Here is a 12,853-nt window from a genome sequence, read left to right on the forward strand (position 1 = left end):
GGGCACGGCTGGAAGTGTGGTGGCAGGGGCCACGTACAAGCGATTAGTGAATAACACACCCCTAACCCCCCTCAAGAGGGGAATGATTTATAAAATACAAATAAATACAAAGCGTATGTCGCTTAAAGACAAGATAAAGAACGACCCGAAGCTTAAAAAGATAGTACACCGTATGCTCATTCCTAAAGGAGAGGCTACGCCACGCTTTTGGGTTAAATTGCTGGTAAACCCCTTTTTACACAAACGGGGCAAGGGCTCTAAAATAAGATACCGCACCCGTATAGATGTGTTGCCCTTCAACCGCTTTGAGCTGGGCCAAAACTCGACCATTGAAGATTTTTGCACTATTAACAATGGCGTAGGTGATGTGCTTATAGGCGAAAATACCCTCATAGGCATGAGCAACGTTATCATTGGCCCGGTTACCATAGGCAACGATGTTATTATGGCGCAAAACATTGTGGTGAGCGCCCTTAACCATGAATATCGTGATGTAACCATGCCTATTCATGCCCAAAAAATACTGACTGCCCCCATTATTATTGAAGACGATTGCTGGATAGCCGCCAATGCCGTAATTACCGCAGGCGTTACCATTGGCAAGCACAGCGTAGTGGCCGCCAACGCGGTGGTAACTAAAGATATTCCGCCCTACTCAGTAGCCGTGGGTAACCCGGCCAAAGTTATAAAGAAGTATGATTTTGACTTGAAGGATTGGGTGAGAGTTTGAGGATAGAAGCAAGAAATGAGAGCCAAGAAACAAGAGGAAAGAGCCAAGAGCGAAGAATCAAGCGCAAAGACCTTCTTGATCAAAATACTACTTTAAAAAAAATGCCATTCTCAACGAATGGCATTTTTTATGATAACCTTGTCTCTTGTTTCTTAGCTCTTGGTTCTACTCCTTACACGCTTTCCTTTTGCAGGAGTGCGGGTATGGTTTTGAGGATGAGTTTTACGTCGTTTACCAGGCTGTGGTTTTGGGCGTAAACGTTGTCGAGCATCAGGCGTTCTTCTTCGCTCATATCGCCTTTTCCGCGTTTTTCTACCTGCCACAGTCCGGTAATGCCGGCCGGTGCGTGAAAACGCAGGGCATATTTATCGGTGGTTAGTTTTTCGGCTTCGTAAAGCGGTAACGGGCGGTTACCTACTATGCTCATATCGCCTATAAAAACGTTCCATAATTGCGGCAATTCATCAATACTCGTATTGCGGATAAAGTTGCCTATGCGGGTAATACGAGGATCGTTCTTGATCTTGAAGAAAGCCGAACCTGCGCTTGTCTTTTTATTATCTATATACTCGCGCTCACACCAGTGTACCTTATCGGCATACATCGGGAACTGGCATTTGCCGGATGACACACAATCTGCGCAAAGGAACGATGTATTCTCTATTACCTGTTCCTCGGTTGCTTCCTTGTTTTCCGATGCATCTTTCTCTTTCTTGGCAGCAGCATCGGTATCATATTGGTTCAGGTGTTTCAGATCTTTTAAACGCTGATCGGCGTTTACATACATCGACCTGAATTTGTAGAACTTAAATACCTGGTAACCCGTGCCCACCCGTAAAGAGTAATAAAATGCCGGTCCTTTTGATTCTAACTTGATGAGCAAATACACCAGCAAGAATAAAGGTGAAAGCATCAGTAATGCCATTCCCGAAAAAAACATATCAAACGCACGCTTGCCCCATGGCACCTGGTAGGCATTGCTGATGCGCTGCGACGAATTATCTTTTAATACCTTCCAGTAATCTATCAGGAAATTAACGCGGGTTTCAATCTTCTTTTCAGATACGGGCCTCTTAAACACATCGGCTACACCGGCGTTAAGCGATAATTGCCTTAAGTTGCTATTGAAGTGGTTAACAACCAAAAAGAAAGGTATATTACCCAAATTATTCTTCTTCAGCGTTTCGAGCAAGGTGATACCTGATGATGCCAGAACCTCGTCCTGAGAAATGATAGCGGCTATGTTGAGTTTATTTTGCTGCCAGGCCGAAAACAACTGCATTCCGTTTTTGAAATGCATCAGTTGGCGGTCTTTAAAATTGCATTGATTAATGGAGATGGTTAATTCATCGTCCAGGTTAATCAGAGCTATAATCTGCCGCTGATGTGGGTACGTTTCGGCACTCATATGCTTTGCACATTCTTTCCTATTCTTCTTAAAATAGCTCTTACACGAGCTTCAAGTTCGGCCGGGTTAAATGGCTTTACAATAAAATCGTCGGCACCTGTGTTTAAACACTTCACCCTTATTTCCGAACTATCCTCGCCCGAAACGATAACCACGGGAATGGATTTGAAAAAGTCGCTGCTTTGCATCTGGGTAATAAATTCCAGGCCGCTAAGGTTAGGCGTGTTTAAATCAGAAATAACTAAATCGGGTATGTTACCGTTTTGCAAAAAAGAAAGGGCCTCCAGTGCAGAAGGGCATATTTCAATTTCATAAGACTTACCTAAAAACTTCCTGAGTATTAGCTGCATATAATTATCGTCTTCGATAATCAGTATCTTAGTTTGCCCAGTGTCAGAGAACCCCATACGAGTGGATTTGCTTGTGTTGTGTGTGTTTAAAAGGTTGTTAATAACAGGTATCATACTTATCGTTTTTTATCCTGTTACGAATATTATTCCGCAAAGGTTTTATAATATCGTGGTATTACGAAATAAATACGCGTTTAAATCGTTTTACAGTGGCCTTCCATAAACCACCGTCAATTTGTATCCTACGGTCGGTTGTCCATACAATGGCCTTAGGATTGCTCACCCGATATATTTTACCAAAGCCTTTGTTTTTTAATTTTAGTGCCAAATACCCATCTTCGTTTGTACCCGGCGGATGGTTAAAACCCTCTACCTGCAAACCCTCTTCGCGCCTGAAACCCGAGTTAAAACCGTAAACGTTCACCGCCTCGGTTTTAAACAGCGTATTGTAATAACGCGTTAAGTCAGACAAATATTCATAAAAGAAATATGTAAACCGTCCTGTACTGCCCACGGGTATAAAAGAAAACACGCCATACGTCATGGCTACTTTCTTACTATCGTCGGCCAGGGGTTTCACCATCTCTTCAATCCAGTCTACCGGGTAAATGGTATCGGCGTCGGCATCCAATATATATTTACCGCGCGCCTGCGCCAAACCGGCATTGCGGGCGGGTGTTATGCCCTGCGTTGTTTCTAAAATGCAGTTTACGCCACAGGCTTTTACCAATTCTTCTGTTTTGTCTTTAGAGTTATTGTTAACCACAATAATTTCTACCGACCATTTTGTACGGTTGTTACATAACGAAGCCAATGTTTGCACAATGGTAGTTTCTTCGTTATAAGCCGGCATCACTACCGAAACCTCTGGACTGCCCTTATACAAACTTTGATAGGCCTGCTTTATTTGTTCAGGATCCTGCTGTTTGTAGAAGTAGTTACTAATATAAGCTGGTATAGATACGGGTCTCATACAAAATGAAGCAAATTATAATTTTAAGTTTGAATATTTATCTTTTTGACAAATAAATAATTGATTTAATAAAAAATTTACACAATTCGCATTGAAGCACACCACCAGCGGCTCTAAAAATGAATTACTGCAAAGCAGATGTATACGTACGTAATTTTAATTAGTATGGCTTTTTTAAAAATATTTTTAGCGCTAAACGATCCAAAGAACATTTTGCGCCTTAATGAATTATTCCGGAGGCATTACATTCATTATGCCTAATTTTGCGCCTATGGAAAAGCAGACCCCTACCATTTTAGTGGTTAATGATGATGGCATCACGGCACCGGGCATCAAAGTATTATTAGAAACCATGCAACAGCTTGGCCGCGTAGTAGTGGTAGCGCCCGATAGTCCGCAATCGGGCATGGGCCATGCCATAACCATTGGTAAACCTTTAAGGCTGGATGCCGTGGATTTATACGAGGGTGTGGAAATGTATAAATGCTCGGGCACACCGGTTGATTGTGTAAAACTGGCCGTGAACCGTATTTTTAAAGGCAGCAAGCCCGATCTGTGTGTATCGGGCATCAATCATGGATTAAACAATTCTATTAACGTACTTTACTCGGGCACCATGTCGGCCGCGGTAGAGGGCGCTATTGAAGGTATACCGTCTATTGGCTTTTCTTTAGATGATTATACGCAGCAGGCTAACTTTGAGCCATGCGCCAAATATGTAAAGGCCATAGCTACCCAGGTATTGGAGCATGGGCTGCCCGCAAGCACGTTACTTAACGTAAACTTCCCTAAAACTGCCGATTTAAATGGTATAAAAATTTGCAGGCAGGCAAACGGTAAATGGGCCGAAGAGTTTGACGAACGCATGGACCCGCACCAACGCCCCTATTACTGGCTCACAGGCGAGTTTCAGTTAAACGATCAGGGCGAGGATACCGATGTATGGGCTCTTGAACATGATTATGTATCTGTTGTACCTGTACAGTTTGATATGACGGCACACCATGCTATATCTATATTGAATAGCTGGAAGTTTTGAGGTAGCTATTCTGTATCAGGGTCGGATAGCGGACCTTCATCCTTGATAAGGAAGTTATCAAACTCATGGTCGAGTTCGCGGCAGCTTTGTTTCAGCATTTTAATAATTGCTGCCGACGATTCGTTAACCTCGCCCTGCTCCAGCAATTCTACCAGGCCTACAATGTTGGCCAGCGGCCGCCTCACAATGTGCGATTGCTTGTAAGCAACATCGCGCAGCGTGGAGGTTAAAAACCGGATATGATCTTGCCGCGATTCAAAGTCGGTAATGTCATATCCTATGCCTACCACCCCTGCTATTTGACCTTCGGGTGTGCAATTAGCTTTAAAATCCCACTGGGTAATGGTATAACCGCCGGTGCCGTTCAGTTTACGAAGCGTTAATTGGTAACATTCATCCGGGTTTTTTCTACACAGCATATTGGCCTTCATGCAGGCACCATGATCGCCGGGGTGTAATGCTGCCAGTGCTGAGCGCTTACCTTCACCTTTATAATAATAGGCGTATTTTTCGGTAAAGTAATCGTTGTGATAAGCGTAATTGCCATCATCGTCAACCAAAACCAAATAAAAGGTGCTAGAATTATGAAGTAACTTAACAATATGGTCAAAGGTAGTGGCCATGCAAAACAGGTATGGTAATAAAATTAAATGCTCTAACTATTAGTACTAAGTATCGGCAAGGGAAGGATGAAAAGAATAATTGTACGCGACTAATTGTTATACAAAAGTACAAAACAAAAAAGGCATTGTTTTACCAATACCTTTAATACTTTAACTTAACAGTATAAATACGCTCTACTGCACGCTGTTCAACGTAAGGTCAATACCCTGCGGTGCGCCCTCAATTTTGCATATTAAAGGGAAGTCGGGGTTGTTTAACACCCATAACTTGGTTTTACCGTTAGCACTTACGGCATAAAATGTATCAGCTTCTTTGCCATCCAGCAGGTAAGCAGCCGCCCCGTCGGTTACGGTAAACTTTTGGCCGTTCAGTTCAAAAGCCTTTGCGTTCACTAAATTACCAAAGGTATCTTTAGATAAAAATCCAATGGTTTCACTATCCTTTAGCTGGGTTACCGGCTCGTAACCCGGCTCGCGAAGGGCCATTTTTGTACCGCTCTGTATAGCCTTGGCCGAAACTTCATATATACCTGTACCCAGGCCACTAATTACCCATTTTATACGCAAGGGCGCATTTATTTCGGTAATGGTCATTGTAACAGGCAGCGTTTGGCCCATAGCCCGCACGTTAGCCGTGTAGTTAAGCACCGTTCCGTTTTTTATTTGCGGAATAATTTTTTGTGCCCAGGCCGCAAGGCCCAGCATGGTACAAATAGCAAGTGTAAATATCTTTTTCATCTCAATGGCTTTTGCTGCGTTAATCAGTAGGTCAAAATAACATTAAAAACCTTTGAGTATTGTATTTTTGAAAAATATATGCTCAATAAAAATTCTATGCTTTCGGGCGTTATTTTAGGGTTGATAGTACCGGCATTGGCTTGGTTTACTTTCAATGTGCTCTATAAAGGTGTGGTGCTGCTTCACAAACCTGCCATACCCTACCTGGTGGCCTTGGGCATTAACCTGTTCATCATACGTGTTTGCTTCAAAAAAAACATGGACGATACCGGCAGGGGTGTAATGCTTACCACCTTTGTTTGTGTTATACTCATACTGGTATTTAAAATTAGGCTTGCATGAAATATTACCTGGTAGCGGGCGAAGCCTCTGGCGATTTGCATGGAGCCAACCTGATGAAAGCCTTGAAAGAAAAGGACCCTGAAGCTGAGTTCCGCTTTTTTGGCGGCGACCTTATGTTGGCGCAGGGTGGCATGCTGGTAAAACACTATTCGAGCATGGCTTACATGGGTATTGTAGAGGTGGTGATGAACCTGCGCACCATTCTTCAAAACATGAAAACCTGCAAGCAGGATATTGTTAGCTGGCAGCCCGATGTACTGATCCTGATAGATTTCCCTGGGTTTAATTTAAAGATTGCAGAGTTTGCCAAAAGCCAGGGACTAATGGTTTGCTATTATATATCGCCCAAGGTATGGGCCTGGAACCAGAAGCGGGTACATAAGATTAAAAGAGTTGTTGACCATCTATTTTGCATTTTGCCATTTGAGGTTGATTTCTTTAACCGCTTCGACATGAAGGTTGATTACGTAGGCAACCCTTTATTAGATGCCGTAGCCGCCTTTAAGCCTGATCAGGGATTTTTATCGGCCAACAATTTATCCGACAAGCCCATTATTGCCTTATTGCCCGGAAGCCGAAAACAGGAAATTAGCCGTCTTTTGCCAGAAATGACCGCCGTGGCCAAACGCTACCCACAATACCAGTTTGTGGTTGCAGGGGCGCCCTCTTTTAACGCTGCTTATTACGAACCTTACTTAAATGGCCAAACATTACCTGTGGTATTTAACGCCACTTATGATTTGCTATACCATGCCCGGGCAGCCATAGTAGCATCGGGCACGGCCACTTTAGAAACCGCTTTATTCAACATACCACAGGTGGTGGTTTATAAGGCTAACCAACTCATGGTTACCGCCGGCCGACTGGTTTTAAAGATCAAATACATATCACTTGTTAATTTGATCATGGATAAACGTGTGGTGCAGGAACTGATTCAAGAAGATTGCAACACACACAACATCAGCACCGAACTGGAGCAGTTAGCTAACGAAGGAAGTTACCGGGATGCCATGCTTGCTCATTACGGGCAGTTGCACCAAATTATGGGTAAACCGGGTGCATCGGCCCAAACTGCAACCCTTATTTACCAATATGCTTTAAACAAATAAAGCCCCGCATGCGGAGCTTTAAGTTTTCATAGGTGATGTTGTAGAATTTATAGATAGATGTAGTAGATGCTTTTATGCAGCGGATACTGTGTTTAATTGTAAAACTGGTGCTGCTTCAGGCTGATTTTTCAATTTAAATACATTTAAATCGGCCAGTAAAATTTTCTTTAACTCGTTGTCAAACTGTTTAGCCAATTTGCTTGCGGCAGGTTGAGTATAGTTTTTCATAGGTAGATGTGTAGTGTAGGCGATGTGATTTTATAATTAAGCTGCAGATAAGCCTTTACCTTTAGCGCTAATGCTTTGTTTAATGCTATCAATTAACTGGTTCTTTGCGCTTCTAACGTTTTTTAAATCTTCAAGCAACATAGCTTTTAATTCGTTATCAAAACGGTTAACTAATTTAGTTATAGATGGTTTAGTTGAGTTCTTCATGGTTTGATAGGTTAAATATTAATTATTCCGTCTTTTTTTCTTTGTCTATATGATCTTTTTCGGTCAGGTTGTCTTTACGACGTTTGGCCTCTTCGTACTGCCTTTGCACTTGTTCGTCATCACGGTCGTCCGAGGCATCTTTAGGGCTTGCCGGGTTTTCCCAGGCTTGTTCCTTCGTATTATCGGGGTTTCCATTTTCAACAGTTACCATATCAGTGAATTTGACAGGTGTTATTCTAACTTGGTGCCAAAGTGCCTGGCGTCAACAATAATTATTTACAAATAATTGATAATTAACCACAAAAACTGCTTTAGCATTACAAAGAATGCTTTTTAAAAAATTTTGACGTGAAGATTGGCCATATATCGTGTTGCAAAGAATAGTCAATAACTGTATACAAAGTTTAAGCTCTGCCCTTTTTTGCACGACCAATTAAATGTACAATCAGTACAATAGCAGACAGTGTGATCCCAATAACGCACACCCCCGCCCAATGGTAAGTGCCCCAAATTTTAGAAGCCAGGAAAGTACCCGCCGATCCTCCTACAAAATACGACACCATGTAAACCGTGTTAATACGGTTGCGTGCGTTTGGATTAAGAGAAAATATAATGGCCTGGTTTGAAATGTGCGTAGCCTGCACGCCCATATCCATCAATATAACACCTATAATTAAGCCTATCAAGCTATGGCTAAATACCATAAATATGATGAACGACAGCAGCAAGAGCACCAGCGTATAAGTAATTAACTGGTTAGGATTGGCCTTATCGCTCAATCGGCCTATAAGCGAGGCTGCCAAAGCGCCGAACGCCCCGATCAGCCCAAAAGCCCCTGCTACGGCACTCCCTTCGTTAAACGGTGGCTCGCGCAACAGAAAAACCAGCGTAGTCCAAAATGCACTGAAGCAGGCAAAACACAAGGCACCTCTGAAAGCCGCCAGCCGGAGCTTGGGTTCTTCCTTAATAATAGAGATAAGCGATTTCATCAGGCTGCCGTAGCTCCCTTTGTAGTCGGGCTCCACCTCAGGTACTACCAAGGCAATAAGTACCCACATAATCAGCATCAGCCCTGCTGCAATGTAAAACATGGCACGCCAGCCCAATTGCTCGCCCACAAACCCGCTAATTGTACGCGACACCAGGATTCCAATGAGCAAACCGCTCATGATAAAGCCTATTTTTCGCCCCCGCTCCTCAGGTTTAGCCAAATGTGCGGCCATGGCCACCAGCACCTGCGGCACTACCGAAGTTATGCCCACCAGTAAACTGCTTACAGCCAATATCCAAACCTTTTGTGCGCTGGCTGCCAGCAATAAGGCAACCACTACAAAAGCCAGGTCTATTAACATTAGCCGCTTACGCTTAAACATATCGGCCAGGGGGATGATGAGCAGCAAACCTGTGGCGTAGCCTATTTGGGTAAACATGGCTATTTGCCCTGCTTCGCCATTGCTAATGCGAAAGGTAGTGGCAATATCGCCCAGCAGAGGTTGGTTATAGTAAATATTGGCCACAATAAAACCTGTGGCCAGGGTCATGGTCCAAAGTATAAGCGGCGTAAGTTGATGATGTTGAGGCGAGGCCGTGGTAGCAGACATAAACAGTAAATAGATGTTTGCAAAAATGCTAAACATACCTTAGCATTTCTACCTGAACAATCATGCCAATGTTAAAATGATAAATTCCCTTAAAACGATGTTATAACATTGACTGAAATTTAACATTTGTTAACATTTAGAACACTTTCCTACCATCTTTGCAAGCTTAAAGGCAAGCCAGTAAATTTTTTATAATTTTTTTTCAAATTTATTTTGCAGAATAAAAAGTAAGTGTTACTTTTACACCGTACTCGAAAGATACAGAAAATAGTCTTCTCATAATTTAGGTTTATAATTGGTTAGTACAGGCCCCTGCCCATCAGGGGCCTTGCTTATTTTAGAGATTTTTGAAATCGCCATAAACGAACTACCTCAACCAAATTATTTTTAAACATGTGAAATCAAAATTTGGCAGTTTATAACTTTTTATTACTTTTGCCATCCCAACGGGGGATTAGCTCAGCTGGCTAGAGCGCTTGCATGGCATGCAAGAGGTCATCGGTTCGACTCCGATATTCTCCACACATATTAAGCTCATATTGAGACATTTACAAATGTTCGATATGGGCTTTTTTGTTGAAGTATAAACCATATAATAATCAGGTTGTGAGTTTGATCAAAACTTAGCCTTAAAACTCTTGTATTGTACTATCAATAAATACTAAACCAAACAGAAATTCATGAACGGTAATTATGCTGTAGTACTTCATTAACTTAAAAGTTCAGAAAAACATAACACACATCAATTTTTAGACTTGAGGTGTAGCTATATTTAATAATTTGAAAGCTGTGCACCACTGTTACATCCACGCGCTCAGTCCTCACCAACTGAACAACTTTCTAAATGTATTTTTCAATATAAATAAGTACCCAAAACAATTTCTAATCACTACTTTTGAAAATTAGTAGAAAGGATAAACACCAATGCAAAAGTGCTTTATACATCAATTACTAAATGCATTTCATTATGCATAACCAGCGCTCGCAATACTAAAGAAAAATTAAATGCTCTTCAATTCATTAAATTTCGCAATTTTCCTACCCATCGTTTTTATACTTTACTGGTTTGTGGCTAAAGGACAGTTAAGGTTACAAAATATTTTGCTCCTTGTCTCAAGCTATTTCTTTTATGCCTGTTGGGATTGGCGGTTTATGTTTTTGCTAATCTTTTCGACTGTTTTAGATTACTATACGGGTATTAAAATACATGAAAACTCCAAGTTAAGCAGAAAAAAGTTTTGGTTGTGGCTTAGTATAGGAATCAATTTGGGCTTTCTTTGTGTATTCAAGTATTATAACTTTTTCACAGATTCATTTGCTAATGGGCTGTCTTTATTAGGATTTAATGTCCATTTGGGTTCTTTACAAATTTTATTACCAGTTGGAATTTCATTTTATACTTTCCATGGTTTATCCTATGTTATTGATATCTACAAAAATAGAATAGAGCCCGAAAGAGATTTTGTTGAATATTCTGTATTTGTTAGTTTTTTCCCGTTACTTGTGGCTGGTCCAATTGAAAGAGCAACACACCTGTTACCCCAAATTAGTAAAAAAAGAGAGTTCAATTATTCTAATGCGGTTGACGGTTTAAGGCAAATTTTATGGGGACTATTTAAAAAAATTGTTATAGCAGATAATTGCGCCGAATATGCCAATACTATCTTCAACAATTCCGCAGGTTTATCAGGAAGTACACTTCTATTAGGTGCTATACTTTTCTCGTTTCAAATTTATTGTGATTTTTCTGGCTACTCTGATATTGCGCTGGGTACTGCAAGGCTGTTTGGTATTGAATTATTAAGAAACTTTGCTTTCCCATATTTTTCGAGAGACATTGCTGAATTTTGGAGGCGTTGGCACATTTCGTTATCCTCCTGGTTTAAAGATTATCTGTATTTTCCTTTAGGAGGTAGTAAAGGCGGAATGTTGATGACCATAAGAAATACGTTTATCATATTTATTGTAAGTGGTTTTTGGCATGGAGCCAATTGGACATTTGTTGCCTGGGGCTTTTTAAATGCACTTTACATAATGCCTTCAATAATTTTTGGAACAAATAGAAAGAATCTGGATATTGTTGCAAAGGGTAAATATTTACCAACATTAAAAGAGTTTTTTTCAATTTGTTTAACCTTTGGCTTAACAGTACTTGCCTGGATATTCTTTCGCGCATCCAGTATTGCTCACGCCTTCACATATATCTCCGGAATATTTTCTAAGTCCTTATTCAAAATCCCTCAATTTGCAGGAAGGTCGGAAGCAATTCCAATTATGATCATGACTGTTATATTTATCATTATTGAATGGTTTGGAAGAGAACAACAGTATGCAATTGCAAAGTTAGGAGCTAAATGGAATAGGCCTTTAAGGTGGCTAATGTATTATTGCTTAATTCTAGCTATGTACTTCTTTGCCGGCTCAGAGCAGCAATTCATTTATTTCCAGTTTTAGTTCATGAAAAAATTCATTACCACAATAGCTTATTTCTCCTTAATAGGCATCATCCCCATGATACTTTTGTTTGTATCATATTATTATTATGACCCCTTTAAAGTTGTTAAACATTATAGCGACTATTCATACTCTTATGTGATTCCCAACCGGGATTACATATCTACTACCATGTTTAACAATAACTATAGCAAACGAGGGTATAACTCGTTTATTTTTGGCAGTTCCAGAACTTTAGCTTTCAGGCCAGCTTCATGGCAAAAATATTTATCTGCTGGGGATAAAACGTTTATGTTCGACGCTTCTGGAGAATCTATATATGGAATATATACAAAGCTTAAATATCTTGAATCAAAAAAAGTAAAAATAAACAACGCATTAATTATACTCTGCAGGGATGCCTCATTTGTTAATTCCGAAAACCATAAAGGTCATTTGTTTATAAAGCATCCGGCAACGTCTGGAGAAAGCAGCATCGATTTCCAATCAGAGTTTTTTAAAGCATATCTTAACCCTAAATTCATGTTTGCTTTTTTTAGCTACAAAATCATAGGCGCTTACAAACCGTTTATGGCAGGATACATAGAAAACAGGAAGATTACTTATGACACATTAACTAACGAGATTAACATTATCGATCAAGAAAATGAGATCACTCAGCACCCTGCAAACTACTATTTGAAGCGGAAAGAAATGTTCTATAAAAGGACTTCAGAAAAGATAGATTCTATCCCGCAAATAAATAAAAAGCAAGAATTTATGCTGAGTGAAATAAGGAGAATTTTAGAAAAAAACAATGCTCAGTACAAAGTAGTTATAAGCCCGCTGTATGAACAAATAAAGTTTAACCCTAAAGACATTTTGTTACTACAGAAAGAATTTGGCAGTCACCTTTACGACTTTTCAGGCAAAAACTCATTCACGGAAGATAAAATGAATTATTACGAAACAAGTCATTACCGGCCCAAAGTAGGTGACAGTATACTAAAGATAATATATAAATAGCACATGACTTGAACGTGCACCTCTTTTTACAAAGGGGAGGTGCACG

At 40.5% G+C, this 12,853-nt stretch carries 15 protein-coding genes and 1 tRNA gene; 7 read left to right on the forward strand and 9 right to left on the reverse strand.

The features are described from left to right. The first annotated feature begins 115 nt into the window (after nt 1-115). On the forward strand, nt 116-730 hold the full coding sequence (locus IEV61_RS04810) for an acyltransferase (protein WP_188414252.1): 615 nt from the start codon (nt 116-118) through the stop codon (nt 728-730). Between the two features lie 172 nt (nt 731-902). Here IEV61_RS04810 and IEV61_RS04815 read toward each other — a convergent pair whose 3' ends face one another. The 3 genes from IEV61_RS04815 to IEV61_RS04825 form a co-directional block, all read right to left on the reverse strand. Beyond that, nucleotides 903-2,138, reverse strand: coding sequence for a sugar transferase (locus tag IEV61_RS04815; protein ID WP_188414254.1), 1,236 nt, complete (start codon nt 2,136-2,138; stop codon nt 903-905). Further along, on the reverse strand, nt 2,135-2,545 hold the full coding sequence (locus IEV61_RS04820; protein WP_229747036.1) for a response regulator transcription factor: 411 nt from the start codon (nt 2,543-2,545) through the stop codon (nt 2,135-2,137). The genes IEV61_RS04815 and IEV61_RS04820 overlap by 4 nt, the downstream gene beginning before the upstream one ends. 118 nt (nt 2,546-2,663) lie before the next feature. Beyond that, nucleotides 2,664-3,461, reverse strand: coding sequence for a glycosyltransferase family 2 protein (locus tag IEV61_RS04825; RefSeq protein WP_188414258.1), 798 nt, complete (start codon nt 3,459-3,461; stop codon nt 2,664-2,666). A 271-nt stretch (nt 3,462-3,732) separates the two neighbouring features. Here IEV61_RS04825 and surE point away from each other — a divergent pair, with 271 nt between their 5' ends. Beyond that, nucleotides 3,733-4,500 carry a 5'/3'-nucleotidase SurE gene (gene surE, locus IEV61_RS04830; protein WP_188414260.1) on the forward strand — a complete coding sequence of 256 codons (768 nt, stop codon included), beginning with the start codon at nt 3,733-3,735 and terminating at the stop codon, nt 4,498-4,500. A gap of 5 nt (nt 4,501-4,505) precedes the next feature. Here surE and IEV61_RS04835 read toward each other — a convergent pair whose 3' ends face one another. Beyond that, nucleotides 4,506-5,123, reverse strand: coding sequence for a PAS domain-containing protein (locus IEV61_RS04835; protein WP_188414262.1), 618 nt, complete (start codon nt 5,121-5,123; stop codon nt 4,506-4,508). Nucleotides 5,124-5,297: 174 nt separating this feature from the next. Further along, a complete protein-coding gene (locus IEV61_RS04840) occupies nt 5,298-5,861 on the reverse strand; it encodes a hypothetical protein (RefSeq protein WP_188414264.1) in 564 nt (187 codons plus the stop codon). 78 nt (nt 5,862-5,939) lie between these two features. On the opposite strand from IEV61_RS04840, the gene IEV61_RS04845 reads away from it, so the two are divergent. Both IEV61_RS04845 and lpxB read left to right on the forward strand, forming a co-directional pair. Further along, complete coding sequence (locus tag IEV61_RS04845; RefSeq protein ID WP_188414266.1) at nt 5,940-6,203, forward strand: stationary phase survival protein SurE; 264 nt, start codon at nt 5,940-5,942, stop codon at nt 6,201-6,203. After that, nucleotides 6,200-7,312, forward strand: a complete 1,113-nt coding sequence (gene lpxB, locus IEV61_RS04850; protein ID WP_188414268.1) for a lipid-A-disaccharide synthase — start codon at nt 6,200-6,202, stop codon at nt 7,310-7,312. Before IEV61_RS04845 ends, lpxB begins: the two co-directional genes overlap by 4 nt. A gap of 72 nt (nt 7,313-7,384) precedes the next feature. Here the strand turns inward: lpxB and IEV61_RS04855 are convergent, their stop codons facing one another. The 4 genes from IEV61_RS04855 to IEV61_RS04870 form a co-directional block, all read right to left on the reverse strand. Next, nucleotides 7,385-7,540 carry a hypothetical protein gene (locus IEV61_RS04855; protein ID WP_188414270.1) on the reverse strand — a complete coding sequence of 52 codons (156 nt, stop codon included), beginning with the start codon at nt 7,538-7,540 and terminating at the stop codon, nt 7,385-7,387. Nucleotides 7,541-7,576: 36 nt separating this feature from the next. Continuing rightward, on the reverse strand, nt 7,577-7,747 hold the full coding sequence (locus IEV61_RS04860) for a hypothetical protein (RefSeq protein ID WP_188414272.1): 171 nt from the start codon (nt 7,745-7,747) through the stop codon (nt 7,577-7,579). A gap of 22 nt (nt 7,748-7,769) precedes the next feature. After that, entirely contained in the window at nt 7,770-7,958 is a 189-nt protein-coding gene (locus IEV61_RS04865; protein WP_188414273.1) for a hypothetical protein, read from the reverse strand. Nucleotides 7,959-8,151: 193 nt separating this feature from the next. Beyond that, entirely contained in the window at nt 8,152-9,348 is a 1,197-nt protein-coding gene (locus IEV61_RS04870; protein WP_229747037.1) for an MFS transporter, read from the reverse strand. A gap of 448 nt (nt 9,349-9,796) precedes the next feature. Here IEV61_RS04870 and IEV61_RS04875 point away from each other — a divergent pair. The 3 genes from IEV61_RS04875 (at nt 9,797) to IEV61_RS04885 (ending at nt 12,807) form a co-directional block, all read left to right on the forward strand. Continuing rightward, nucleotides 9,797-9,870, forward strand: a tRNA-Ala gene (locus IEV61_RS04875). A 546-nt stretch (nt 9,871-10,416) separates the two neighbouring features. Further along, nucleotides 10,417-11,802: an MBOAT family O-acyltransferase gene (locus tag IEV61_RS04880; protein WP_229747038.1), complete on the forward strand. Its 1,386-nt coding sequence runs from the start codon at nt 10,417-10,419 to the stop codon at nt 11,800-11,802. A gap of 3 nt (nt 11,803-11,805) precedes the next feature. Further along, on the forward strand, nt 11,806-12,807 hold the full coding sequence (locus tag IEV61_RS04885) for a hypothetical protein (protein WP_188414277.1): 1,002 nt from the start codon (nt 11,806-11,808) through the stop codon (nt 12,805-12,807). The last annotated feature ends 46 nt before the right edge of the window (nt 12,808-12,853 follow it).

The organism is Mucilaginibacter galii (assembly GCF_014635825.1).
GTDB classification, from domain to species: domain Bacteria; phylum Bacteroidota; class Bacteroidia; order Sphingobacteriales; family Sphingobacteriaceae; genus Mucilaginibacter; species Mucilaginibacter galii.

What these genes read in the sequence shown, in the direction of transcription:
- IEV61_RS04810 (WP_188414252.1), top strand. Translation starts at nt 116, where the DNA reads ATGTCGCTTAAAGACAAGATAAAGAACGACCCGAAGCTTAAAAAGATA.
- IEV61_RS04815 (WP_188414254.1), bottom strand. Translation starts at nt 2,138, where the DNA reads ATGAGTGCCGAAACGTACCCACATCAGCGGCAGATTATAGCTCTGATT.
- IEV61_RS04820 (WP_229747036.1), bottom strand. Translation starts at nt 2,545, where the DNA reads ATGGGGTTCTCTGACACTGGGCAAACTAAGATACTGATTATCGAAGAC.
- IEV61_RS04825 (WP_188414258.1), bottom strand. Translation starts at nt 3,461, where the DNA reads ATGAGACCCGTATCTATACCAGCTTATATTAGTAACTACTTCTACAAA.
- surE (WP_188414260.1), top strand. Translation starts at nt 3,733, where the DNA reads ATGGAAAAGCAGACCCCTACCATTTTAGTGGTTAATGATGATGGCATC.
- IEV61_RS04835 (WP_188414262.1), bottom strand. Translation starts at nt 5,123, where the DNA reads ATGGCCACTACCTTTGACCATATTGTTAAGTTACTTCATAATTCTAGC.
- IEV61_RS04840 (WP_188414264.1), bottom strand. Translation starts at nt 5,861, where the DNA reads ATGAAAAAGATATTTACACTTGCTATTTGTACCATGCTGGGCCTTGCG.
- IEV61_RS04845 (WP_188414266.1), top strand. Translation starts at nt 5,940, where the DNA reads ATGCTCAATAAAAATTCTATGCTTTCGGGCGTTATTTTAGGGTTGATA.
- lpxB (WP_188414268.1), top strand. Translation starts at nt 6,200, where the DNA reads ATGAAATATTACCTGGTAGCGGGCGAAGCCTCTGGCGATTTGCATGGA.
- IEV61_RS04855 (WP_188414270.1), bottom strand. Translation starts at nt 7,540, where the DNA reads ATGAAAAACTATACTCAACCTGCCGCAAGCAAATTGGCTAAACAGTTT.
- IEV61_RS04860 (WP_188414272.1), bottom strand. Translation starts at nt 7,747, where the DNA reads ATGAAGAACTCAACTAAACCATCTATAACTAAATTAGTTAACCGTTTT.
- IEV61_RS04865 (WP_188414273.1), bottom strand. Translation starts at nt 7,958, where the DNA reads ATGGTAACTGTTGAAAATGGAAACCCCGATAATACGAAGGAACAAGCC.
- IEV61_RS04870 (WP_229747037.1), bottom strand. Translation starts at nt 9,348, where the DNA reads ATGTCTGCTACCACGGCCTCGCCTCAACATCATCAACTTACGCCGCTT.
- IEV61_RS04885 (WP_188414277.1), top strand. Translation starts at nt 11,806, where the DNA reads ATGAAAAAATTCATTACCACAATAGCTTATTTCTCCTTAATAGGCATC.